A 23328-nucleotide genomic window follows, 5' to 3' on the forward strand; every position below is an offset into this window, starting at 1 on the left:
GATCGAACAGATGCAATGGGAAACCGTGATCGGGCTGGAAATCCACGCACAGCTCAGCACCCAGTCGAAGATCTTTTCCGGCAGCGCCACCACCTTCGGCGCCGAGCCCAACACCCAGGCCAGCCTGGTCGATCTGGGCATGCCCGGCACCTTGCCGGTGCTCAACGCCGAGGCCGTGCGCATGGCCTGCAAGTTCGGTCTGGCCATCGATGCCGAGATCGCCGAGAAGAACGTCTTCGCGCGCAAGAACTACTTCTACCCCGACCTGCCCAAGGGCTATCAGACCAGCCAGATGGATCATCCCATCGTTGGCAAGGGCCACCTGGACATCACCCTGGAAGACGGCAGCACACGTCGCATCGGCATCACCCGTGCGCACCTGGAAGAGGATGCCGGCAAGAGCCTGCATGAAGACTTCCATGGCATGAGCGGCATCGACCTGAACCGTGCCGGCACGCCGCTCCTGGAGATCGTCTCGGAGCCGGACATCCGCAGCGCCAAGGAGGCCGTCGCCTACGTCAAGGCGATCCATGCGCTGGTGCGCTACCTGGGCATCTGCGACGGCAACATGGCCGAAGGTTCGCTGCGCTGCGACTGCAACGTTTCCGTGCGACCCAAGGGCCAGGCGGAGTTCGGCACCCGCGCCGAGATCAAGAACGTCAACTCCTTCCGCTTCATCGAAAAGGCGATCAACCACGAGGTGCAGCGTCAGATCGAGCTGATCGAGGACGGCGGCAAGGTGGTGCAGGAGACCCGCCTGTACGACCCGAACAAGGACGAGACGCGCTCCATGCGCAGCAAGGAAGAAGCCAACGACTACCGGTACTTCCCCTGCCCAGACCTGCTCCCGGTGGTGATCGAGCAGAGCTTCCTCGATGAAGTGCGCGCCAGCCTGCCCGAGCTGCCTGGCCAGAAGCGCGAGCGCTTCGAGCGCGAGTTCGGTCTGTCCACCTATGATGCCAGCGTGCTCTCGGCCAGCCGCGAGATGGCCGACTACTTCGAACAGGTCAACGCCACCTGCGGCGATGCCAAGCTCGCCGCCAACTGGGTGATGGGCGAGCTGTCCAGCCTGCTCAACAAGGAAGGCCTGGACATCGAGCAGTCGCCGGTAACAGCCGAACAGCTGGGCGGCATGATCCTGCGCATCAAGGACGACACCATCAGCGGCAAGATCGCCAAGATGGTCTTCGAAGCCATGGCCGCCGGCGAAGGCTCGGCAGACGAGATCATCGAGAAGAAGGGCCTCAAGCAGGTCACCGACTCCGGCGCCATCGAAGCCATGCTGGACGAAGTGCTGGCGGCCAACGCCGAGCAGGTCGAACAGTACCGCGCCAGCGACGAAGCCAAGCGCGGCAAGATGTTCGGCTTCTTCGTCGGCCAGGCGATGAAGGCTTCCAAAGGCAAGGCCAACCCCGGTCAGGTGAACCAACTGCTGAAGAAGAAACTCGAAGGCTAAGCTGAGCGAAGCGACGCCACGGTTGCAGCCCCTGCAGCCGTGGCGTCGCCGCATCGAGCCCTCGGCGCTGCCCGAACTTCGCCATGCCTGCCGCGGGCTTTCGCCGCTCGAGCGATCGACCCAACGGAAGGATTCCCCATGCGACTGACTCGCTTCACTGCCCTGCTGGTTCTGGCCCTGCTGGCCAGCGGCTGCGCCGAGCGTCAACCGACGCAACCACCGCAGGCATCGCCCCCGACACAGGAACGCTTCACCCAGAGCGGCAAGGCCTCCTATTACGCGCGCATGCATCATGGGCAGCGCACGGCCAATGGCGAGACCCATGATCAGAATGCACTGGTCGCCGCCCATCGCAGCCTGCCGTTCGGCACGCGCGTGCGAGTGACCAACCAGCAGAACGGCAAGCAGGTAGTCGTGCGCATCAACGACCGCGGACCGTTCCGTCGTGGCCGCATCATCGATGTCTCCCGCGCCGCGGCTGCGCAACTGGACATGCTGGACCGCGGCGTGGTCCGCGTACGTATCGAAACCCTTCCATGAATGAGCCGATCTCGCCGCAGAACCCGATGACGACCACAGAATCCATTTTTGCCCCCACCGGAGCGCATGCATGTCGCTGATCACCTTCGCCTACCTCATCGGCGGCCTGGTGCTGCTCGTTGTCGGCGCCGAAGCGCTGGTCCGCGGCGCCGCCCGACTGGCCAGCCGCTTTGGCATTCCACCGCTGATCATCGGGCTGACCGTGGTCGCCTTCGGCACCAGCGCACCGGAAACGGCGGTCAGTGTGCAGGCCTCCCTGGGCGGCAGCGGCGACATCGCCGTGGGCAACGTGATCGGCAGCAATATCGCCAATATCCTGTTGATCCTCGGCCTCTCGGCGCTCATCGCGCCGCTGGTGGTGTCCCGGCAACTCATCCGGCTTGACGTGCCAGTGATGATCGGCGCCGGCCTGCTCTGCTACGCGCTGGCCTGGAACGGCAGCATCAGCCGCCTGGATGGTGCCCTGCTGCTGATCAGCCTGATCGGCTACACACTGTTTCTGGTGGCCGCCAGCAAGCGCGAGAAGGCGCCGGCCGGAGACGACGAGTTCGCCACGGAGTTCGGCCCGGACGAGAGCGACAAGCCCTTCGCCTGGGTGTTCCAGCTGTTGCTGATCCTGCTCGGCCTCGGCCTGCTGGTCGGAGGCTCGAATCTGCTGATCGAAGGCGCGGTCGGCCTGGCGCGGGCACTGGGCCTTTCGGAGCTGGTCATCGGCCTTACGGTGGTAGCGGTCGGCACCTCGATGCCGGAGCTGGCTACCTCGGTGCTCGCGGTGATCAAGGGTGAGCGCGACATCGCGGTGGGCAATGTGGTGGGCAGCTGCATCTTCAACCTGCTGCTGGTGCTCGGGGCAGGAGCGGCGGTCGCGCCAGGTGGCCTGTCGATTTCGCCCAACGCACAGTCGTTCGACTTTCCGGTGATGCTGGCGGTATTCGTCGCCTGCCTGCCGATCTTCTTCTCCGGTTACTGCATCCGTCGCTGGGAGGGGCTGCTGTTCTTTGCCTATTACGTGGCCTACACGCTCTATCTGGTCATGTTCGCCACCGGGCTCGGCGCCATCGACCTGTTACGTGATGCAATGCTCTGGTTCGCCTTCCCCTTGACGGCCGTCACGCTTTTGGTGATCTTCCTGCGCGCTTGGCGCCACCAGCGCTGAACCCCGATCCTTTTCCTTAGTGGAGCCCTCTATCGTGACCCTGATGACCTTCGTCTATCTCATTGCCGGCCTGGTGCTGCTCGTTGCCGGCGCGGAGGTACTGGTACGCGGCGCAGCCAGGCTCGCCGCGCAGTTCGGCATTTCGCCGCTGGTCATCGGCCTGACCGTGGTCGCCTTCGGCACCAGCGCACCGGAAACGGCGGTCAGCGTGCAGGCTTCGCTCAATGGCAGTGGCGATATCGCCATTGGCAACGTGGTCGGCAGCAACATCGCCAACGTGCTGCTGATCCTCGGCATGACGGCGCTGGTTGCGCCGCTGGTGGTGTCGCGCCAGTTGATCCGCCTCGACGTGCCGATCATGATCGGCGCCAGCCTGGTCACCTTCGGCCTGGCCTGGGATGGCCAGCTCAGCCGCATCGACGGCGCCATCCTGTTCAGCGCCGTGGTGATCTACACCCTGTTCCTGGTGATCAGCAGCCGTCGCGAGAGCGCGGCCGCTGCCGATGACGAGTTCGCCAAGGAGTTCGGCCTCGACGAACCGGCCAAACCCCACGCCGGCCTGATCAATGCAGGCCTGGTGCTCGCTGGGCTGGTACTGCTGGTCGTCGGGTCCAACTTCCTGGTCGAGGGTGCCGTCGCGCTGGCACGCGCGCTCGGCCTGTCGGAACTGGTCATCGGCCTCACCGTGATCGCGGTCGGCACTTCGCTGCCGGAACTGGCCACATCGATCATGGCGGCCTTCCGCGGCGAGCGTGATATCGCGGTGGGCAACATCGTCGGCAGCAACATCTTCAACCTGCTCTGCGTGCTAGGCCTGGCCTCGCTGGTTTCGCCGCAGGCGATCGGCGTGTCGTCCAACGCACTGGCATTCGACTTCCCGGTAATGATCGCGGTCGCCGTGGCCTGCCTGCCGATCTTCTTCGCCGGCTACTGCATCAAGCGCTGGGAAGGCGCGCTGTTCCTCGCCTACTACGTGGCGTACACGCTGTACCTGGTACTGACCAGCACCGGTCGACCGTTCGCCGAGACCTTCGGCGATGCGATGATCGGCTATGCCCTGCCGCTGACCGCCATCACCCTGCTGGTCATCGCCGCCCGCGCCTGGAAGGTCCAGCGCTAACGCAGAGGACGCCTGGGCGGGCCGGAGCGGCCCGCCCGTTCAGCCTTCGCGCACCTGCGGCCGAGGCAGTTCGAGCACCTGCGCCGTTTCCTCTTCCTCCCCCATACGGCTGAGGGTGCCATCGACCACGGCGCCATTTTCCATGCTCAGCTGGCGATAGCGGATATTGCCGCGAACCCGCGCATTGGAATGCAGCTCCAGCAGATGCTCGACAACAAGATCGCCAACGATGGTGCCGTCGATCAGCGCATCGTAGCTGCTGACATTGCCCTCGATCCGGCCCTCGGCGCTGAGTGCGAGCAGGCTGTGGGTGCCGGCCTTGTGGCGAACATTGCCTCGCACCTCGCCACTTACCTTGAGCCCTTCTTCGAACGTCACGTCGCCGACCAGCGACAGGTTGCCGGAGATCAGGCTGGAAAACTGGTCAATGGTGACGCGCGCCACCGGCTTCTTCTTGTTGAACATCACTCACTCCAGAAAGTTAACGAGCCTTCTTCTGTTGCCGGAAGAAGGCCAGGTCGGTCTGCAAGCGCTCGACCTGCGCGGAAAGGGTGGCGATACGCCGTAACAGCTGCTCCTCGGTGGCCTGGGCTTCCTGCCGCTGCAGCCGGGCATGCTCCAGCTCGGCACTGAGCGTCAGGTTTTGCTGATGCAGCACTTCGATCTGCCGCGCCTGGGCCGCCTGTTCGTCGAGCCGCAGGTACAGCAGTGCGCCAATCACGCAAAGCAAGGCGAGGATGATCAGGCGCCCCGCGCGAGCGCCGCGTGCTGCCTGCAGCCGGTGTTCGGCACGTACCAGCTCGCGCGTGGACGGCCGCCTAGTCTTCAGCCAGGCCATCGCTGGCGCGCTCCAGATCGCCCAGTGCCAGAAAACGCTGTGGATCGACGAAGCGCCCCTTGTGCAGCACTTCGAAGTGCAGATGCGGGCCGGTCGAACGCCCCGTCGACCCCACCGCCGCGATGCGCTGCGCGGGCGTGACCACGTCGCCCTTGCGTACATCCAGCCGAGACAGATGAGCGTACCGCGTGACCAGCCGGTTGCCATGATCAATCTCCACCAGCTTGCCGTATGCGCCACGGTAGCCGGCGAAGCGCACCCGACCGCCGGCGGCCGCAACCACATCGGAGCCGCTCTTCAGCGCGAAGTCCACGCCGGAATGAAAGGCCAGGGTCTTGCGGAAGGGATCGATGCGATTGCCAAAGGCAGAGCCCAGGCGCGCCTCGCCCACCGGCCGCCGGGATGGGATCGCCATCAGTGCCGCATTGCGCTCGGCCACCCGCTGCATCAGGCCATCGAGCAGCACGCGCATGCAGCGCGCCGAGGTCTCGCTGCGCCGCAGATCGGCCAGGGTCAGCGTCTCGCCATCCTGCGACAGCTCGCCGGCGCAGCCGCGGGGCGGCAACAGCACACCGCCCTGCCCTGCGCCGACGGGACGTTCCGGCGCCAGCACCGGCAGCAATGTCGGATCCAGCGCTGACAGCTGACCGTGCAGCTCACGCTGCTGGTCCAGCATCTGCTGCAAGGCGAGCAGATCGGACTCGAGGGATTTCAACCGGCCGACCACCTCGCCGACACGCGCAATGGCGAAGCGGCCCTCATCGGCGAGAGCAGGCTCGTCCAGCTGGACGCTCTCCTGCGGGCGCAGGTCGCTGCCAACCCAGACGCCGCCGGCGAAGCTGCCCAGACTCAGGCCCAGCACCAGAACAAGGCCCGGCACTGCCAGCCGCCGCAGATTCACCACGCGGATATCGTCACGCGTCAGCGACCGGTTCGAAGGTGTGAAAAATGGCATGAAAGATTTCCTGGAACACAAACCGGCTGCCTTGCTGGCATGCCGTCGAACGTTCCGGGCAATTTGACGGAAACGCGGTTTTTTTTCTGAGGTCTGATGACCGATTACGACCATGGCGCGGCGATTCTTAAGCCATAAAGCCGATATCGATCACATTGACGATAAACGGTAGCCGTCGCACCGTACTGATGGACGACTCAGGTCCAGCCCAGCCATCCCAGCACGAACAACCCGGCGTTGATGCTAAGGGCCGCCATCAGTGTGGTGATGACGATGATGGTGGCGGCGAGCTGGTGATTGGAGTTGACGGCACGCGCCATGACGAAGCTCGCCGCGGCCGTAGGGCTGGCGAAATAGAGAAACAGGATGCCCAGTTCCGCATTGCGGAACCCGCAGGCCCAGGCACCGAGCGTCGCCAGCGCCGGCAGCCACACCATCTTCATCAGGCTCGAGCTCAGCGCGCTGCCGCTGCTGGTACGCAGGGCGTCGAGCGACAGCGTGGCACCAATGCAGATCAGCGCCAGCGGCAGCGTCATCTGGGCGAAGTACTGCCCGGACGTCATCAGCCAGCCCGGCAAGGCGATCTGCCAAAGGGCGAACGGCACCGCGGCGACAACACCGATGATCAAGGGATTGCGCAGGATGCTGAGCAGGATGTCCTTCGCCCCGACCTGGCCGTTCGGACTGTAGATGGCCAGGACCATCGCCGAAAGGCTGTTGTAGACCAGGATCACCACCCCGGCCAGCACCCCGCCGACCGAGAGCCCGTAGTCGCCGTAGAGGCTGCTGGCCAAAGCCAGCCCGACGATGCCGTTGTTGCCGCGAAAGGCACCCTGAACGTACACACCCCGGTCGGACACGGGGCAGCGCCACAGCGCCCAGAGCCAGGCGACGAAGAAGGTGGCTATCGTGGCGACGACGAAGTACAGCAATAGCGCAGGCTGCAGCGCCGCATTCAGGTCGGCCTTGATGATGGAGATGAACAGCAGGGTCGGCATGGTGCCCTTGAACACCAGTGCCGACGCGGTATAGACGAATGCCGAGTCGATCCAGCCGAGGCGCTTGAGCGCGACGCCGAGAAACAGCATGGCAAACACCGGAGCGGTAACGCTCAGGGTCTGCAGGATGAGGGGAAGCATGGATGACGCCTGCGACTACGGAAGCGCAAGCATAAAGCATGAGCGCCGCCCGGGCCCAACCGCCACAGAGTGGACGGTCAGCCCCTGACGCTCACCAGGCGGGCGTGCCTGGCGCTGGTGCGTTGGCTCAGCGACGAACCGGTCGCTTCTGCAGCTTGCGTTGCAAGGTCCGCCGATGCATCCCCAGCGCACGCGCAGTGGCGGAGATGTTGCCGTCGTGCTCGCTCAGCACGCGCTGGATATGCTCCCACTGCAGGCGATCGACCGACATCGGGTTTTCCGGCACCAGACTGTCGAGGTCGGCATGCTGCGACAGCAGCGCGGCCAGCACATCATCCGCATCGGCGGGCTTGCACAGGTAATTGCAGGCGCCGCGTTTGATGGCTTCCACCGCCGTGGCGATGCTGGAGTAGCCGGTCAGGATCAGCACCCGCATCTCCGGGTCGAGCTCGAGCAGCTTGGGCAACAGCACCAGGCCCGAATCACCCTCCATCTTCAGGTCGAGGACCGCGTAATCGGGAACGTCCTGCTTGGCCAGCGCCAGCCCCTCTTCGGCCGAACCGGCGATACTGACCTGCAGTCCGCGACGGCTCATGGCGCGCGCCATTACCCGGGTGAACGTGGGGTCGTCATCCACCAGGAGCAGATGAGGCTGTTCCTCACCCTCTTGCTGCAACTCGTCGGTCATCTGTGCATTTCCTCGCATTGGTCACGATCAGGTTCACGCGCGTACCGAGCCGTGCGGCAGGCGCAGCTCGGTCAGTGTGCCACCTTCTTCGTGATTGTAGAGCTTCACCGTGCCGCCAGCGCGGGTGACGCTGGCCTGACTGAGAAACAGACCAAGGCCGAAACCTTTGCCCTTGGTCGTGATGAAGGGGCGGCCAATCTGCTCGGCAATGGCCAGCGGCACGCCGGCGCCATGGTCGCGAATGGTCAGCCGGATCCACTGCGCATCCCAGTCCAGACGAATCTCGAGATCTTCCGGGCTGGCATCGGTGGCGTTGTTCAACAGGTTGAGCAGCGACTGGCTGAGGTCCGCCGGTGGCATCAGCTTGGGCGCGCTGCCAAGGCCCACGCAGTGGAAGCGGTAGGTGGCCTCGGGACGCATGAGGTGCCAGCGCTGCAGCACCGATTCGACCCACTCGCGCGCCGTCTGCTCGACCACGGCTTGCCGCCGGTCCGCCTCGGCGGCGCGAACCAGCTGGCGCAGGCTTTCCTTGCAGAGCTGGACCTGCGACTGCAGCAGGCCGAGATCCTCGTTCAACTGCGGGTCGTTGTATTCCTGACGCAACTCCTTGAGCAGCACGCTCATGGTCGCCAACGGCGTGCCCAGCTCATGGGCGGCACCGGCGGCCTGGGTCGCCACGGCCAGCAGCTGCTGGTCACGCATGCTCTCCTCACGTCGCTGGGCCTGCTGCTGCTCCTGACGGCGCAGTTGCTCGGCCATGCGCGCGACGAAGAAGGTGATCAGCGCCGCCGCCAGGGCGAAGCTCAGCCACATGCCATAGACCTGCAGCGTGGCGCGCTCGAACGGCGGCAGGGTGAGCGGGTCGTACCACACCAGCATCAGCGTGTAGCCCAGCAGCGCCAGCCCGGAAAGCACGATGGAATACAGCCAGGGCAGTGTCGCCGCGGCGATGGTCAGCGGAACCAGGTAATAGGAGACGAAGGGGTTGGTCGAACCACCGGAGTAGTAAAGCAGGGCGCTGTGGATCAGCAGGTCGCAGCCCAGATGCACCGCATATTCGAGCTCGGTGACCGGCCAGGGCCCGCGCAAGCGCAGCGCCGTTCCCAGGCAAAGCACAGCGGACACCGCCAGGGTGATTCCCAGCGCCAGCCAGGGCAGCGTCAGCAGCTGGGTTGCGTAGGCCACACCCACGGCACCGGACTGTGCGGCCAGCACCACGATGCGAATTAGGGTCAGAAGCCGAAGGTTCTGCCGGCTGGCGGACAGCAGCGGGACGGATGCGTACATGGAGTCTCCAACAATTCGGCGGAGTATAACCAAGCCGTTCGCAAGCCAGCCCAAAATGCGGCAACTCGACGCACGGACTGCTGCACACATTCGCTGGCGGAGTTAGAGTCTTGAGCTACCGCACCGCACCGGTGCCCATGCCAAGGACCCGTTATGCACCCATCCCTCCTCCGCCGCGCAGCCTTCGTCGCCGTGCTCGCGAGCGCTACCAGCCTGCCCGCCATGGCCGAAGAGGCCCGCTACAACCAGGTCGCCCTGCGCGCCGAAGTCAGCAGCGAAGTGGCCCATGACCGTATGCACGTCACGCTCTACAGCGAAGCACAGCACAGCGACCCCGCCGAGCTCGCGGCGCAGACGACTCGCGCGTTGAACCAGGCGCTGCAGACCGCTCGCCAGAACAAGGACGTGATCGTCAGCCAGGGCAGCCGCAACAGCTATCCGGTCTACGACGACAAGGGTCAGCAGATCACCGGCTGGCGAGAGCGTGCCGAGCTGCGCCTGGAAAGCGGCGATTTCGCCAGCCTGTCGAAACTGACTGCCGAACTGATGAAGAGCCTGAAGATGGGCGGCATGTATTTCAGCGTCTCCGATCCGATCCGCAAGCAGAACGAGGACGCTCTGCTCAAGGATGCCGTAGCCGCGTTCCAGGCCCGCGCCCAGCTGGCGACCGAAGCCCTGGGCGGCAGCGGCTACAAGCTAGTGAGCCTCAACCTCAACGGCGGCGGCTTTCAGCCGGTCATGCGTAGCAGCGCGATGAAGATGGACATGATGGAATCAGCACCGGTACCGGAGATCGAGGCAGGCACTCGCCAGGTGACGATCAACGCCGACGGCATCATCGAAGTTCAGATGCCATGACCGAAACTGACCGTTCGGACCACTTTTAAATATCTGCTTACAAATGGCCAGCCCGCGCCATGCAAGGGCTGGCGACCGATTGGACACCACAAATGAGAACTTGATGCAGTAAATCGTAAATTCTCGTTTACGAATGATTATCATGCGGGCGCCAACGAGACGGCTACAAGGAGCCCGCATGTCTATCCCCTTCGCACGTACTGCCCTGTCCTGCGCCATGATCGGCTGCAGCTGGACGGCCCTGGCCCAGAACGCGCCTGTCACGCTCAACGACACGGTCGTCAGCGCCTCCGGCTTCGAACAGAAGATCACCGAAGCACCGGCGAGCATCAGCGTCATCAGCCGTGAAGATCTGCAGCAGAAGCGCTACAACAACCTGGCGCAGGCTCTGGGCGACGTGGAAGGTATCGACATCGGCCAGGGCACGGGCAAGACCGGCGGATTGAATATCAGCATCCGCGGCATGCCGAGCCAGTACACCCTGATCCTTATCGACGGGCGCCGTCAGAACGCGGCGGGCAATGTCACGCCCAACGGCTTCAACGAAACGTCCACCAGCTTCATGCCGCCACTGTCTGCCATCGAACGCATCGAAGTCATCCGCGGCCCGATGTCGACGCTCTATGGTTCTGACGCCATGGGCGGCGTGATCAACATCATTACCCGCAAGGTGGCCAAGGAATGGACCGGATCGCTGACGCAGGACTACACCTACCAGGAAGACCGCGACTTCGGCGATACCCGCAACACCAGCATCTACGCCAGTGGCCCGCTGGTCGATGGCTTGCTGGGCCTGCAGCTGCGCGGAAGCCTGTTCGATCGCGAAGCGTCCGACCTGAGCTACGGCAACGGCATCGAAGTGAGCAAGCGCGGCCCCTCTCCGGTCGAGGGCCGCACGCATAACCTGGGCGCCCGCCTGAGCTTGACCCCGCACGAGGATCACGATTTCGGCCTGGACGTGGAACGTGGTCGCCAGGTCTACAACAACGACGAATGTCAGCTCGGCAGCCTTGATGGCCAGAATCAGGAATGCACCGCCAGTGCGGCCACCCGGGCAAATGGTTACGCCGACGAGCTTCGTTTCGAACGTGAGCAGATCGCGCTCACCCATACCGGCCGTCTGGGTTTCGGCACGCTGGAATCCAGCCTAATGCACAACACGACCGAAACCATTGGCCGCACCATTCCGGGCACAATCGGCACCCCGACCGCAGTCCCGGGTGCCATCGGCGGTGCGCCACGCGAACTGGAGACGACCAATCTGGTACTGGACACCAAACTGGTCGCGCCGGTGGGCGAATCGCACATCGCCACGGTTGGCGGCCAGTGGTGGAAAGCCGAGATGGACGACGGCATCGCTCAGACCACGTTCGAGCAGAAAACCTGGGCCGTCTTCGCCGAAGACGAGTGGCGCCTGCGCGAAGATCTGGCGTTGACACTGGGTGCCCGCTACGACGATCACGAAGCCTTCGGCGGTCATGTCAGCCCACGCGCCTACCTGGTCTGGAATACCTCCGAGAATTGGACCATGAAGGGTGGTGTGAGCCGCGGCTACCGCACGCCGGACCTGAACGATCTCCACTCCGGCGTGAATGGCGCCACACGTCAGGGCCAGGTCATCACCATCGGCAACCCTGACCTCGAGCCGGAAACCACGACGAGCACCGAATTCGGCGTGTATTTCGACAACCTGGCTGGCTTCAATGCCAACGCCACGCTGTTCCACAACAAGTTCAAGGACAAGATCGCCAGCGGCGACCCAATCCAGATCACCGGACGCCCGGGAATTCCCAACGGCAGTTATGCGCAGCAGATCAACATCGACGAGGCCGTCACCCAGGGCCTGGAGCTCGCCGCAAGCTGGACGTTCGCTCCAGCCTGGACGCTGAGCGCCAATTACACCTACACGGACAGCGAGCAGAAGAGTGGTGACAACAAGGGCGAACCCCTGACCAACACGCCGGAGCACCTCGCCAATGCGAAGCTGAACTGGCAGACCACCGACCGCCTGAATCTCTGGTTGAAGAGCGAGTACCGCGGCGAGCGCGCCCGCTTCACGTCCTCGTACGAGAACCTTGCCGATAACGGCCGTTACTCCACCAATCAGTCCATCTACGACACACTGGGCAAGAACACCAAGGCGTACACGCTGTTCCATCTGGGCGGCTCGTACCGCGCCTCGGAAAACCTGACGTTCAACGCCGCCATCTACAACCTGCTGGACAAGGACTTCGTCGATGGCAAGGCTTACGGCACTTACAGCTATGCCAACTCTAATCCTGCGACTCTCCCAACCATAGGCACCGCCTATGGCACCGACTTCTCCCACTCCACCGCCGGGACTACCGGGGTGATGGAAGAAGGCCGCCGTCTGTGGCTATCCGCCAACTTCACCTTCTGACCGCCCAGAAGACGACGAGCCGGGTTGGACCCGGCTTCGTTGTTTCCGGTACAGCCTGACAGCAAAGACGCGAATGTATGCTGTTTGTAAATCTTTAGCATCTCTGTGAGCAGGCACCCTAGAATTCGCACCACTCTTCTCCAAGGTAAGGATCACCATGCGTCTGTGGCTCGGCACGTTGCGCCAATGGCACTGGATCAGCTCCGCGCTGTGCCTGGTTGGCATGCTGCTCTTCTCGGTCACGGGCATCACCCTCAACCACGCCGGCCAGATCGAAAGCAAACCGCAGGTGCAAAGCCGCGCTGCGCAGCTTCCCGAATCGCTGCTCGCCAAACTGCAAACCGAAACGCCCGAGTCGGGTCTGCCCGTCGAACTGCGCGCTTGGCTGGAGCAGACACTGGACATTCGCCTGGCCGGGCGTGAGGCCGAATGGAGCGATGGCGAACTCTATGTCGCCCTGCCGCGCCCCGGCGGCGATGCCTGGCTGAGCCTGAGTAGCGAAACCGGCGAACTGGAATACGAGTCGACCGACCGCGGCTGGATCGCCTACTTCAACGACCTGCACAAGGGCCGCCACACCGGTGAGGCCTGGAGCTGGTTCATCGACTTCTTCGCCGTTGCCTGTGTGGTGTTCAGCCTCACCGGCCTGCTGCTCCTGCAACGTCACGCCGGCAACCGGCCCAGCACCTGGCCGCTGGTAGGCCTGGGGCTGGTGATACCGCTGCTGCTGGCGCTGCTCTTCATTCATTAAGGACTGCCCATGCGTAAACGCCTGTTGTTGCCCCTCGCCCTGCTCAGCGCCCCGCTGCACGCGGCGGACCTGCAGCTGGACGTGGAAATCCCGCGTCTGGATGTCGCCGAGTACCACCGGCCCTATGTCGCCATCTGGCTCGAGCGACCGGACCAGAGCCATGTCGCCAATCTGGCGGTGTGGTACGACACCAAGCTCAAGGACAAGGAGGGCGAGAAGTGGCTCAAGGACCTGCGCCAGTGGTGGAGACGCAGTGGCCGCAGCCTGGAAATGCCGGTCGACGGTGTCAGCGGTGCCACCCGTGCCGTGGGCAGTCACAGGTTGCAGTTCTCCGACCGGCAGGCGCCACTCAAGACGCTGGAAGCGGGCGAGTACCGCGTCGTGGTCGAAGCCGCACGTGAAGTCGGCGGTCGCGAACTGCTGCGCGTTCCGTTCAGCTGGCCACCTAAACAGAGCGCCGAGCACCAAGCCCAGGGTCAGAGCGAACTGGGCGCAATCACCCTCAAGCTGACCCCATGAACAGGACCCACGCCATGAAACTCGTCATCAAATGGACCACCCTGGCGCTCGCCGTCTGCCTGCCGTTGTCGGCCCAGGCCCACCGCGCCTGGATGCTGCCCTCGGCCACCGTACTCTCCGGCGAAGAGCCGTGGATCACCGTAGACGCTGCCGTTTCCAACGATCTGTTCTACTTCGAACACGTACCGATGCGCCTCAAGGGCATCGGCGAGGCAGCCCAGGCGCCGGCAGGCGGCCCGCCGGGCATGCGCCGGCCGGTTCCCGAACTGCAGATCATCGCGCCGGATGGCTCGAACGTCTCCGCGCAGAACGGCAGCATCGGCCGCTACCGCAGCACCTTCGATGTACAGCTGAGCCAGAAAGGCACCTACAAGCTGGCCGTGGCCAACAATGGCCTGTTCGCCAGCTGGAAGGAAAACGGTCAGCCGCGCCGCTGGATGGGCACCGCGGAAAGCTTCGCCAAGGACGTCCCGGCGAAGGCCGAAGGGCTCAAGGTCAGCCAGACCAGCAACCGCATGGAAGTGTTCGTCACCTCCGGCGCGCCATCCACCGAAGTGCTCGAACCGACCGGCAAGGGCCTGGAGCTCAAGCCCGTCACCCACCCCAACGACCTGTTCGCCGGCGAAGCGGCAGACTTCGTCTTCCTGCTCGATGGCAAGCCGGCCGCCGATGTCGAGATCAGCGTGATTCCGGGAGGCAATCGCTATCGCGACGAGCTCGGTGAGATAAAGGCGAAAACCGACAAGGACGGCAAGGTGAGCATCACCTGGCCAGAAGCGGGCATGTACTGGATGGAAGCCGAGCTGACCACCGCCAAGGGCGTCAGCAAGCCGGCCACCGAGCGCCGCGCCAGCTACAGCGCAACCCTGGAAGTGCTGGCGCCCTGACGCGCCGACCAGGTCCGAGCCGTCGTAACGGCTCGGGCCAGCCTTTTCCCCCTCGTCGATGAGCCTTCCGTTGCACTCATCCCTCTTAGCGCTTCTGCGTGCCTGGCCGCTGTACAGCTGTATCGCCGTCGCGTCCTGCCTGCTCTGGTGGCAACCGGCGCGGGAGGTCAGCGCGGCAGTGGTGATCGCGCTCTATCTCGCGCTTTCGCTACACTGCTGGCGTGGACGGTTGCGCCCGCGCGCGGCCGTCGATGGCCCGGCACAGCTGGTGATCGCCTATGCCAGCCAGGGCGGTCAGGCACAGGACTTCGCCGAACGCAGCGCAGCGCAGCTGCGCGACGCGGGCCAGCAGGCGCTGCTGCTGCCGCTCAATGCGCTGGACCCGAACCACTGGGCGGCCCCGCGCATCCTGTTCGTCGTCAGCACCTACGGCGAAGGCGAGGCACCGGACAATGCGGCCCGCTTCGAGCAGCGGCTCGCCGCCGATGGCATTCATGCGCGATCGCTGGAATATGCCGTACTGGCCTTCGGTGATCGCCAGTACCGGGATTTCTGTGCCTTCGGCCGCCGCCTCGACGAGCGTCTGCGCCAGCTGGGGGGCTTGCCGTTGTTCGACCGGCTGGAAGCCGATCGCGGCGATCCTGGCGTGCTGCGTCACTGGCAACATCAACTGGCCCACCTGAGCGGCGACAGCAATTTCAGCGACTGGCTGCCGGCACCCTATCAAATCTGGCGCCTGACCGGCCGGCACTGCCTCAACCCTGGCAGTTCCGGTGCGCCGGTACAACTGCTGACTCTTGCACCGCCGAGCGAACAGACATCATGGCGCGCAGGCGATATCGTCGAGGTCGGCCCGCGCCACGCGCTCGCGCGCATCGAAGCCTTGCTGCACGATGTGGGCCTCGACCCTCATGAATTGTTCGACGGCCAAAGCCTGGCCGCACAACTGTCCAGAAGGCATCTGCCCGCCACTGGCGACCTGCACGGCCTCGACGCCGAGGCGCTGCTGGCCTTGCCGCCGTTGCCACACCGCGAATATTCCATCGCCTCGATACCGGCGGACGGCGCCGTGCAGCTGGTGGTACGCGAAGCCTTCCAGGCCGATGGCACTCCCGGGCTCGGTTCCGGCTGGTTATGCCGCTACGCGGCCATTGGCGAAGAGATCGATCTGCGCATCCGCAGCAACCCCGCATTCCACGGCCCGGACGCCGCCACACCACTCATTCTGATCGGCAACGGCACGGGCATTGGCGGACTGCGTGCGCACCTGCGCGAACGTGCCGCACATCCGGGCTCGCGCAACTGGCTGCTGTTCGGCGAGCGCAACGCGGCCCACGACCTTCTCTTCCACGAAGAATTGGCACAGTGGCGTGAAAGCGGCCATCTGCAGCGGCTGGACCTGGCGTTCTCTCGCGACCAGCCGGAGAAGCGCTACGTGCAGCACGTTCTGCGGGATGTCGCCGACGAACTACGCTGCTGGGTCGCCCAGGGCGCGGCGATCTATGTCTGCGGGAGCCTCGAGGGCATGGGCCAGGAGGTGCAGCAGATACTGCTGGGACTGCTCGGCCAGGCGCGACTGGAGCAGTTGAGCGACCAGGGACGCTATCGCCGCGACCTGTACTGACACCTGGTAACGACAAAGGCCGCTTCGAAGAGCGGCCTTTGTCTTTCACGCCTGCGGATCAGAAGTGGAAATTGGTACTCAGCAACGCGGTCCGACCGGCTGCGACATGGGCATAGTGGCTGCCGTAGACCTGATCGAAGTAGCGCTTGTCGGTCAGGTTCTGCACGTTCAGCTGCAAGTCCAGGTTCTTGTTCACGCGATAGGCCGCCATGGCGTCGTAGCGCCAGTACTCAGGCACCTCGATGTTATTGGCCGCATCGCCGAAGCGGGAGTCGACATAGGTGGCGCCGCCACCGATGGTCAGGTCCTGGGTGAGGTTGTAGGTGTTCCAGAAGCTGAAGCTGTGCTTCGGCGTGCTGGGCACCTCGTTGCCGTCATACAGGCCGTCGACGTAGTTCGGGTTGGTCCGCGTGCCGATATTGGCGGCACCGGACTTGAGCAGTTCGGCGTCCAGGTAGGTGTAGCTGGCGAACACCTGCCAGTTGCGGGTGAGTTGACCGGTGGCGCCCAGTTCCAGGCCATCGACCCGGGTTTCACCGATGCTTTCCTGGAAACCACTGGCGTTGGTCACCCGCGCGTTGGTTTTCTCGGTGCGGAACAGCGCGGCGGTCAGGCCGAGACGCTCGTCGAGGAAGTCCCACTTGGTGCCGATCTCGTAGTTACGGTTGCGCTCGGGATCGAGAATCGCGTTGTTGACGCTGAGCGCATCGGCGCCCTCTCCACCGGTCTCGCCGGACGGGTTGCTGGAGGTCGACCAGGCCGCATAGAGGCTGCCGTTGGGCAGCGGATTGAAGACCAGGCCCAACTGGTAGTTCCAGAAGTGGCTCTTGTTCTCCGGCCGCGTCACCACTCCGGCAGTGGAGACGGCCTTCTGCTCCGTTTCGTAGTCGTCGTAGCGCAGGCCCATGTTCAGCGACCATTGCTCGTTGAACTTCAGCGTATCGAATACATAGGCCGCCAGCGTTTCGGTGTCGGTATCGGTCGTCGCCGTGCTGCGCGCAATGCTGCCGGTCCAGGCATCCTTGGGGCTCGGGTTGTACAGGCTGGTGCAGTCACCGGACGCCAGGTGCGCCGGCGTACAGGTGTTGCCGCTGGTACCCGGAGTCACTATGTAGGGTCGGTTGTGCACCCCCACATCGCTGATCTCGACGCCCGTTACCAGGGTGTGCTCGATGCTGCCGGTATCGAACCGTGCGGTCAGGTCGGTCTGGTTGACCCAGCTCTGGGTGTTGGAGTTGCGGCTCTTGGCAGAGCGCGAAACCAGGCCATTGGTCACGTTGCCACGAGAGTCGTCCGGGTTGGTGACGATGTAGTCCAGGGTGGTGCGGGCGATACGCGTAGTGTTAGAGACGGTCAGACTCTCGTTCAGGTCGTGCTCCAAACGGAGCGTGCCGGCATCCGTAGTGCTCTCGCGGAAGTCGCGACCTTCCAGGCCGTAGAAGTTGTCCCGATCGACCTTGACGGGCTCGCGGCGCGGATTGCTCGGCGTCGCCACCGTCAGCGGAATGCCGTAATCCGGCATGTCGTCGGTTTCCAGGTGGTAGTACGACAGCGTCGCGCGGGTCGGCGTATCGAAGCCGAAGGTGATGGTCGGCGCCACGCCCCAGCGGCTGACGTCAACGCCATCGCGGCCGGCGACGTTGGCTTCGTGCTTCATCAGGTTCAGGCGCCCAGCGACGTTGTCGCCGAGCACGCGGTTGACGTCCAGTGTGTAGCGGCGCGTCTGGTCCGAGCCGAGGGTGACGCTGGCGTCGCCGAAGTCGCGCTGCTTGGCGGTCTTGCTGATCAGATTGAGGCTGCCACCCGTGGAGCCCGCGCCAGTGTAGGCCGACCCCGGCCCCTTGCTCACCTCGATGCGCTCGACGTTGAAGATCTCGCGGGTTTGCGAGCCGACATCACGCAGGCCATCGATAAAGGTGTCGCTCTCGGCGTTGAAGCCGCGAATGATCGGCCGGTCACCCGCCGGGTTGCCGCCCTCACCCGCACCGAAGGTAATGCCGGAGGTGGTACGCAACGCGTCGACCAGCGTGAGCGAGCCGGTGTCGCGGATCACCTGATCGGTGATCACGGTGACCGATTTTGGGGTCTCGCGCAGCGGCGCGGTGTACTTCTTCGAAGCGGAGGTATCGGCTTTGTAGCTTTGCTCCTGCTCGCCGATCACGGTCAATTCGTCGAGCGCGACCGGCGCATCGCCGCGGGCGGCAGTGGTGTCCGGCACGGGCTGGGCAATGGAGGGGGCGGAGAAAGCGGTAAGGGCAACACCGATAGCCGAAGCCAACACGCGTGGTGGCTGGGCCAGTTCGAGAGACTGACGCGACATGGAATGCAGATCCTCAGGAGTTAATGCAACTGCGAATTGCTATTATTAGCGGATGGCATTCTGATACATTCTGTCGCATTCTGAAACATCTAAATGCAAACTAATATCGTTCAACCTTTTTCCTTCTGCCGGTGTCCCATGCTGCTACGCATTGCCAATGTGTTTTCCCGCGAAGAAACCGCCCGTATCCGCGTCGCGCTGGAACAGGCTGCCTGGCAGGACGGTCGGGTAACGGCCGGCTACCAGTCGGCCAAGGCGAAACACAACCTGCAGCTGGCCGAAGACGACCCGCTCGCCCGCGAGATCGCCGAAGCCATGCTGCAGCGTCTCTGGCAACATCCGCAGTTCATGTCCGCCGCGCTGCCGAGCAAGGTCTTCCCACCCCTGTTCAACTGCTATACGGCCGGCGGCGAGTTCGGCTATCACATCGACAACGCCGTGCGGCAGGTGCGCAACAGCGCCGAGCGCGTGCGCACCGACCTGTCCGCCACGCTGTTCTTCAGCGACCCCGACGAGTACGACGGCGGGGACCTGGTCATCCAGGACACCTACGGCACCCAGCGGGTCAAATTCGATGCCGGCGACATGGTGCTCTACCCCAGCACCAGCCTGCACAAGGTCGAGCCGGTAACCCGCGGCGCACGGCTGGCCTCGTTCTTCTGGATTCAGAGCCTGGTGCGCGAGGACGCTCAGCGCACGCTGCTTTACGAGATGGATCAGGCCATTCAGCAGCTGACTGCCGATGTGCCAGACCACCCGTCCCTGGTGCAGCTGACGGGCACTTATCACAACCTGCTGCGGCGCTGGGTCGAGGTCTGATGCAGCATCTTCTGCGCCGTGAGGAAACACTCGACACGACCCAGCTGGGCGATCTCGCCGAACAGCCGCAGCGTGCCGCGCGACTGGTACTGGCGGCTGCGGCGAACGGGGAAATCGAGGCCCAGGCACTGCTCGGTCAGATCCTGCTGGAAGGCTACGGCATCCAGGCCGATCCGACGCTGGCCCTGACCTGGTTCGACATCGCCGCCGAGCGCGGACATGCCATGGCCTGCAACATGGCCGGACGCTGCCACGAACACGGCTGGGGTTGCACAGCCGATACGAAGCGCGCCGCCGACTACTACCGCCGCGCCGCCGATCTGGGGCTGGACTGGGGCATGTACAACCTCGCCAACCTGCTGGCCACCGGACGTGGCGTGGTGAAGGACCACACGACCGCCTACCGGCTCTATCGTCAGGCTGCCGAGCTTGGTCATGCCAAGTCGATGAACCTCACCGGGCGCTGCCTCGAAGACGGCTGCGGCGTGGCCCGGGATGTCACCGCGGCACACGCCTGGTATGCACGCTCGGCCGAAGCCGGCGACTTCCGCGGGCAGTTCAGCCACGCTGCGGTATTGCTGGCACAGGGCCAATGGGAGCAGGCCCGCGGCTGGCTGGAGCGCGCCTTGCGGCTCGGCCATCTCAGGTTTATCGAGACCGCGCTGGCCAGCCTGCGGGCCGCCGCATTGCCGCAGATCGCCGATATCGTCGAGGCCTACGCCCGACGACGCGACGAGCTACGCGCCGGGGCGCGGTGAGCGAAAGGCGGAAACGAAAACGCCCCGCATGGCGGGGCGTTCGTGCAGCGACTAAGGCTTAGATGTAGTAGGCCTTCAGCGGCGGGAAGCCGTTGAATTCGACGGCGCTGTAGCTGGTGGTGTAGGCACCGGTGGACAGCCAGTACAGGCGATCACCGATGGCCAGATTCAGCGGCAGGCCGTACTTGTAGTTCTCGTACATGATGTCCGCGCTGTCGCAGGTCGGACCGGCGATCACCACTTCCTCCACCTCACCCTTCTTCTCGGTGTAGATCGGGAACTTGATGGACTCGTCCATGGTTTCGATCAGACCGCTGAACTTGCCCACATCGACGTACACCCAACGCTCCACGGCGGTGCGCGACTTGCGTGCCACCAGCACCACTTCGCTCACCAGGATGCCGGCATTGGCGATCAGCGAGCGGCCCGGCTCGAGGATGATTTCCGGCAGGTCGTCGCCGAAGTCTTCCTTGAGGAAGCGGATGATCTCCTCGGCGTAGGTTTCCAGGCTGTTGGTGCGGGTGATGTAGTTGGCCGGGAAGCCGCCACCCATGTTGATCATCTTCAGCTCGATGCCGTCTTCTTCCTTCAGCCGCTCGAAGATCACCTTGACCTTGGCGATGGCGGCGTCCCAGACGGAGATGTCGCGCTGCTGCGAGCCGACGTGGAAGGAAATGCCGTACGGTTCCAGGCCCAGTTGGCGGGCAAGAATCAGCAGATCCATGGCCATGTCGGTCTGGCAGCCGAACTTGCGCGACAGCGGCCAGTCGGCCGTGGTCGAGCCTTCGGTAAGGATGCGTACATAGACCTTCGCGCCCGGCGCGGCCTTGGCGATGTTGCGCAGGTCGGCTTCGGAGTCGGTGGCGAACATGCGCACGCCCTTCTCGAAGAAGTAGCGGATGTCCCGGGATTTTTTGATGGTGTTGCCGTAGCTGATGCGCTCCGGACCGACGCCGCGGGACATGACCTTGTCCAGCTCGTAGATCGAGGCGATGTCGAAGCTCGAGCCCTTGTCACGCAGCAGGTCGATGATTTCCACCGCTGGGTTGGCCTTGACGGCGTAGTACACCTTGGCGAACTCGAAACCGGCGCGCAGGTCGTCGTAGGCCTTGCTGATGGTTTCGGTGTCGATCACCACGAACGGGGTTTCGTGCTGGTCGGCGAAGGCCTTCATCTTCTGGAAGGTGGCGCGCGGGAAATAGTCTTCGATCTTGACCGTCATGCGTGGGACTCCAAAAACGGGAAACAAAAGTCGGATGAGGGGTGAAGGGCGTCAGCCCTGACAAGAACGCCTGATCAGTTTCCCCACTTTGGTTCGCCTACTTCCCAAGGCATGTCGCCGAGTATCACGTGGATCTCTCGTCGTCAGTACTTGAGCCGGATGGATCGTTGCCAGCATGGACGTTCGGGCGCGAACTTTAGGACCAAGGGGGGCATAGATCAATCAAAAAAACGTCCCGATTGCGCATCCGTTTCGAGTTGTTGTCGATTCAAAACAAAGCGTCATGGAAACTGCACAAAACGGCCGATTTCCGCTGCCGTGCGGGCCGCAGGGAAATCCATTTGCCGCTATAATCGCCGCCTTTTTTGACAGACCGACTACTCGTCGACGGGTTCCTTAATTCCGATGACCACTCAGGCCGCCGAAGTCGCGAAGCGCCGTACCTTCGCCATCATCTCGCACCCCGATGCGGGCAAGACCACCATCACCGAAAAGCTGCTGCTGATGGGCAAGGCGATTGCCGTCGCCGGCACGGTGAAATCGCGCAAGTCCGACCGCCACGCCACCTCCGACTGGATGGAGATGGAGAAGCAGCGCGGCATCTCCATCACCACCTCGGTGATGCAGTTCCCCTACCGCGAGCACATGATCAACCTGCTCGACACCCCCGGCCACGAGGACTTCTCCGAAGACACCTACCGCACCCTGACCGCGGTGGACTCGGCACTGATGGTGCTCGATGGCGGTAAAGGCGTCGAGCCGCGCACCATCGCCCTGATGGACGTCTGCCGCCTGCGGGATACGCCAATCGTGAGCTTTATCAACAAGCTCGACCGCGATATCCGCGACCCCATCGAACTGCTCGACGAGATCGAAGCGGTGCTGAAGATCAAGGCCGCGCCGATCACCTGGCCGATCGGTTGCTACCGCGACTTCAAGGGCGTGTACCACCTGGCCGAGGACCGCATCATTGTCTTCGTGCCCGGCCATGGCCACGAACGCATCGAGACACGGGTCATCGACAAGCTCGATTCCGACGAGGCCCGCGCGCACCTGGGCGACATGTACGACGATTTCGTCGAGCAGCTGGAACTGGTCCAGGGCGCCTGCCACGAATTCGACAAGGACGCCTTCCTGCGCGGCGAGATGACCCCGGTCTTCTTCGGCACCGCGCTCGGCAACTTCGGCGTCGACCATGTGCTGGACGCCGTCGTCGACTGGGCACCGAAGCCGCTGGCGCGCGTCGCCAACGAGCGCACCGTGGAGCCGGTCGAGGAGAAATTCACAGGCTTCGTGTTCAAGATCCAGGCGAACATGGACCCCAAGCACCGCGACCGCATCGCCTTCATGCGCATCTGCTCGGGCAAGTACGAGAAAGGCATGAAGATGCGCCACGTGCGCATCAAGAAGGACCTGAAGATCGCCGACGCGCTGACCTTCTTCTCCAGCGAGCGGGAGATGCTGGAGGAAGCCTGGGCCGGCGACATCATCGGCCTGCACAACCACGGCACCATCCAGATCGGCGATACCTTCACCGAAGGCGAAGTGCTGGGCTTCACCGGCATCCCGCACTTCGCCCCGGAACTGTTCCGCCGCGTGCGCCTGAAGGATCCGCTCAAATCCAAGCAGCTGCGCCAGGGCCTGCAGGAGTTGGCCGAGGAAGGCGCCACCCAGGTGTTCTTCCCGGAGCGCAACAACGACATCATCCTCGGCGCGGTGGGCGTGCTGCAGTTCGACGTGGTCGCCAGCCGCCTGAAGGAGGAATACAAGGTTGAATGCGCCTACGAGGCAATCAACGTCTGGTCGGCGCGCTGGATCGAGTGCAGCGACGAGAAGAAGCTCAAGGAATTCAAGGACAAGGCCTACGAAAACCTCGCTGTCGACGGCGGCGGCCACCTCACCTACCTGGCCCCAACCCGCGTCAACCTCAGCCTGATGGAAGAGCGCTGGCCGGAGGTGAAGTTCCGGGCGACGCGCGAGCATCATTGAG

At 64.0% G+C, this 23328-nt stretch carries 21 protein-coding genes; 13 read left to right on the forward strand and 8 right to left on the reverse strand.

The features are described from left to right. Positions 1-10 precede the first annotated feature (10 nt). From gatB to ACVRRC_RS18250, 4 genes are all read left to right on the forward strand, one after another. On the forward strand, positions 11-1456 hold the full coding sequence (gatB, locus tag ACVRRC_RS18235; RefSeq protein ID WP_011912200.1) for an Asp-tRNA(Asn)/Glu-tRNA(Gln) amidotransferase subunit GatB: 1446 nt from the start codon (positions 11-13) through the stop codon (positions 1454-1456). Positions 1457-1594: 138 nt separating this feature from the next. Then, positions 1595-1996 carry a septal ring lytic transglycosylase RlpA family protein gene (locus tag ACVRRC_RS18240; protein ID WP_013981909.1) on the forward strand — a complete coding sequence of 134 codons (402 nt, stop codon included), beginning with the start codon at positions 1595-1597 and terminating at the stop codon, positions 1994-1996. 70 nt (positions 1997-2066) lie between these two features. Further along, positions 2067-3152 (forward strand): calcium/sodium antiporter, encoded by a 1086-nt coding sequence (locus ACVRRC_RS18245; protein WP_011912198.1) that lies wholly within the window; start codon positions 2067-2069, stop codon positions 3150-3152. A gap of 34 nt (positions 3153-3186) precedes the next feature. Further along, positions 3187-4272, forward strand: coding sequence for a calcium/sodium antiporter (locus ACVRRC_RS18250; RefSeq protein WP_013981908.1), 1086 nt, complete (start codon positions 3187-3189; stop codon positions 4270-4272). A gap of 39 nt (positions 4273-4311) precedes the next feature. Here ACVRRC_RS18250 and ACVRRC_RS18255 read toward each other — a convergent pair whose 3' ends face one another. The 6 genes from ACVRRC_RS18255 to ACVRRC_RS18280 form a co-directional block, all read right to left on the reverse strand. After that, positions 4312-4737: a bactofilin family protein gene (locus ACVRRC_RS18255; protein ID WP_011912196.1), complete on the reverse strand. Its 426-nt coding sequence runs from the start codon at positions 4735-4737 to the stop codon at positions 4312-4314. A gap of 16 nt (positions 4738-4753) precedes the next feature. Continuing rightward, the gene (locus tag ACVRRC_RS18260; RefSeq protein ID WP_013981906.1) at positions 4754-5110 is read right to left on the reverse strand and encodes a hypothetical protein; all 357 of its coding nucleotides are present in this window, start codon (positions 5108-5110) and stop codon (positions 4754-4756) included. Beyond that, complete coding sequence (locus ACVRRC_RS18265; RefSeq protein ID WP_343427267.1) at positions 5091-6065, reverse strand: M23 family metallopeptidase; 975 nt, start codon at positions 6063-6065, stop codon at positions 5091-5093. Before ACVRRC_RS18265 ends, ACVRRC_RS18260 begins: the two co-directional genes overlap by 20 nt. Positions 6066-6262: 197 nt before the next feature. Further along, entirely contained in the window at positions 6263-7204 is a 942-nt protein-coding gene (locus tag ACVRRC_RS18270) for an AEC family transporter (RefSeq protein WP_013981904.1), read from the reverse strand. A 127-nt stretch (positions 7205-7331) separates the two neighbouring features. After that, the gene (locus ACVRRC_RS18275) at positions 7332-7892 is read right to left on the reverse strand and encodes a response regulator transcription factor (RefSeq protein ID WP_011912192.1); all 561 of its coding nucleotides are present in this window, start codon (positions 7890-7892) and stop codon (positions 7332-7334) included. A 33-nt stretch (positions 7893-7925) separates the two neighbouring features. After that, a complete protein-coding gene (locus ACVRRC_RS18280; RefSeq protein ID WP_013981903.1) occupies positions 7926-9179 on the reverse strand; it encodes an ATP-binding protein in 1254 nt (417 codons plus the stop codon). 153 nt (positions 9180-9332) lie between these two features. On the opposite strand from ACVRRC_RS18280, the gene ACVRRC_RS18285 reads away from it, so the two are divergent. From ACVRRC_RS18285 to ACVRRC_RS18310, 6 genes are all read left to right on the forward strand, one after another. Then, the gene (locus ACVRRC_RS18285; protein ID WP_045159222.1) at positions 9333-10037 is read left to right on the forward strand and encodes an SIMPL domain-containing protein; all 705 of its coding nucleotides are present in this window, start codon (positions 9333-9335) and stop codon (positions 10035-10037) included. A 178-nt stretch (positions 10038-10215) separates the two neighbouring features. Next, on the forward strand, positions 10216-12438 hold the full coding sequence (locus tag ACVRRC_RS18290) for a TonB-dependent receptor domain-containing protein (RefSeq protein ID WP_125920540.1): 2223 nt from the start codon (positions 10216-10218) through the stop codon (positions 12436-12438). A 157-nt stretch (positions 12439-12595) separates the two neighbouring features. Next, positions 12596-13189, forward strand: coding sequence for a PepSY-associated TM helix domain-containing protein (locus ACVRRC_RS18295; protein WP_013981900.1), 594 nt, complete (start codon positions 12596-12598; stop codon positions 13187-13189). A 9-nt stretch (positions 13190-13198) separates the two neighbouring features. Beyond that, the gene (locus ACVRRC_RS18300) at positions 13199-13708 is read left to right on the forward strand and encodes a DUF2271 domain-containing protein (protein ID WP_013981899.1); all 510 of its coding nucleotides are present in this window, start codon (positions 13199-13201) and stop codon (positions 13706-13708) included. Positions 13709-13722: 14 nt separating this feature from the next. Continuing rightward, complete coding sequence (locus ACVRRC_RS18305; protein WP_472997334.1) at positions 13723-14595, forward strand: DUF4198 domain-containing protein; 873 nt, start codon at positions 13723-13725, stop codon at positions 14593-14595. Between the two features lie 70 nt (positions 14596-14665). Beyond that, entirely contained in the window at positions 14666-16219 is a 1554-nt protein-coding gene (locus ACVRRC_RS18310) for a sulfite reductase subunit alpha (RefSeq protein WP_472997335.1), read from the forward strand. A gap of 58 nt (positions 16220-16277) precedes the next feature. Here the strand turns inward: ACVRRC_RS18310 and ACVRRC_RS18315 are convergent, their stop codons facing one another. Further along, on the reverse strand, positions 16278-18539 hold the full coding sequence (locus ACVRRC_RS18315; RefSeq protein ID WP_472997336.1) for a TonB-dependent receptor: 2262 nt from the start codon (positions 18537-18539) through the stop codon (positions 16278-16280). Positions 18540-18677: 138 nt separating this feature from the next. Between ACVRRC_RS18315 and ACVRRC_RS18320 the strand changes: the two genes are divergently transcribed. Both ACVRRC_RS18320 and ACVRRC_RS18325 read left to right on the forward strand, forming a co-directional pair. Further along, on the forward strand, positions 18678-19358 hold the full coding sequence (locus ACVRRC_RS18320; RefSeq protein ID WP_242100598.1) for a Fe2+-dependent dioxygenase: 681 nt from the start codon (positions 18678-18680) through the stop codon (positions 19356-19358). Next, positions 19358-20116: a tetratricopeptide repeat protein gene (locus tag ACVRRC_RS18325; RefSeq protein WP_013981894.1), complete on the forward strand. Its 759-nt coding sequence runs from the start codon at positions 19358-19360 to the stop codon at positions 20114-20116. The genes ACVRRC_RS18320 and ACVRRC_RS18325 overlap by 1 nt, the downstream gene beginning before the upstream one ends. A gap of 58 nt (positions 20117-20174) precedes the next feature. Here the strand turns inward: ACVRRC_RS18325 and ACVRRC_RS18330 are convergent, their stop codons facing one another. Continuing rightward, complete coding sequence (locus ACVRRC_RS18330; RefSeq protein WP_011912182.1) at positions 20175-21338, reverse strand: type III PLP-dependent enzyme; 1164 nt, start codon at positions 21336-21338, stop codon at positions 20175-20177. Positions 21339-21743: 405 nt separating this feature from the next. Here ACVRRC_RS18330 and ACVRRC_RS18335 point away from each other — a divergent pair, with 405 nt between their 5' ends. Then, a complete protein-coding gene (locus ACVRRC_RS18335; protein WP_013981893.1) occupies positions 21744-23327 on the forward strand; it encodes a peptide chain release factor 3 in 1584 nt (527 codons plus the stop codon). The last annotated feature ends 1 nt before the right edge of the window (position 23328 follow it).

The organism is Stutzerimonas sp. LR2, assembly GCF_055755175.1.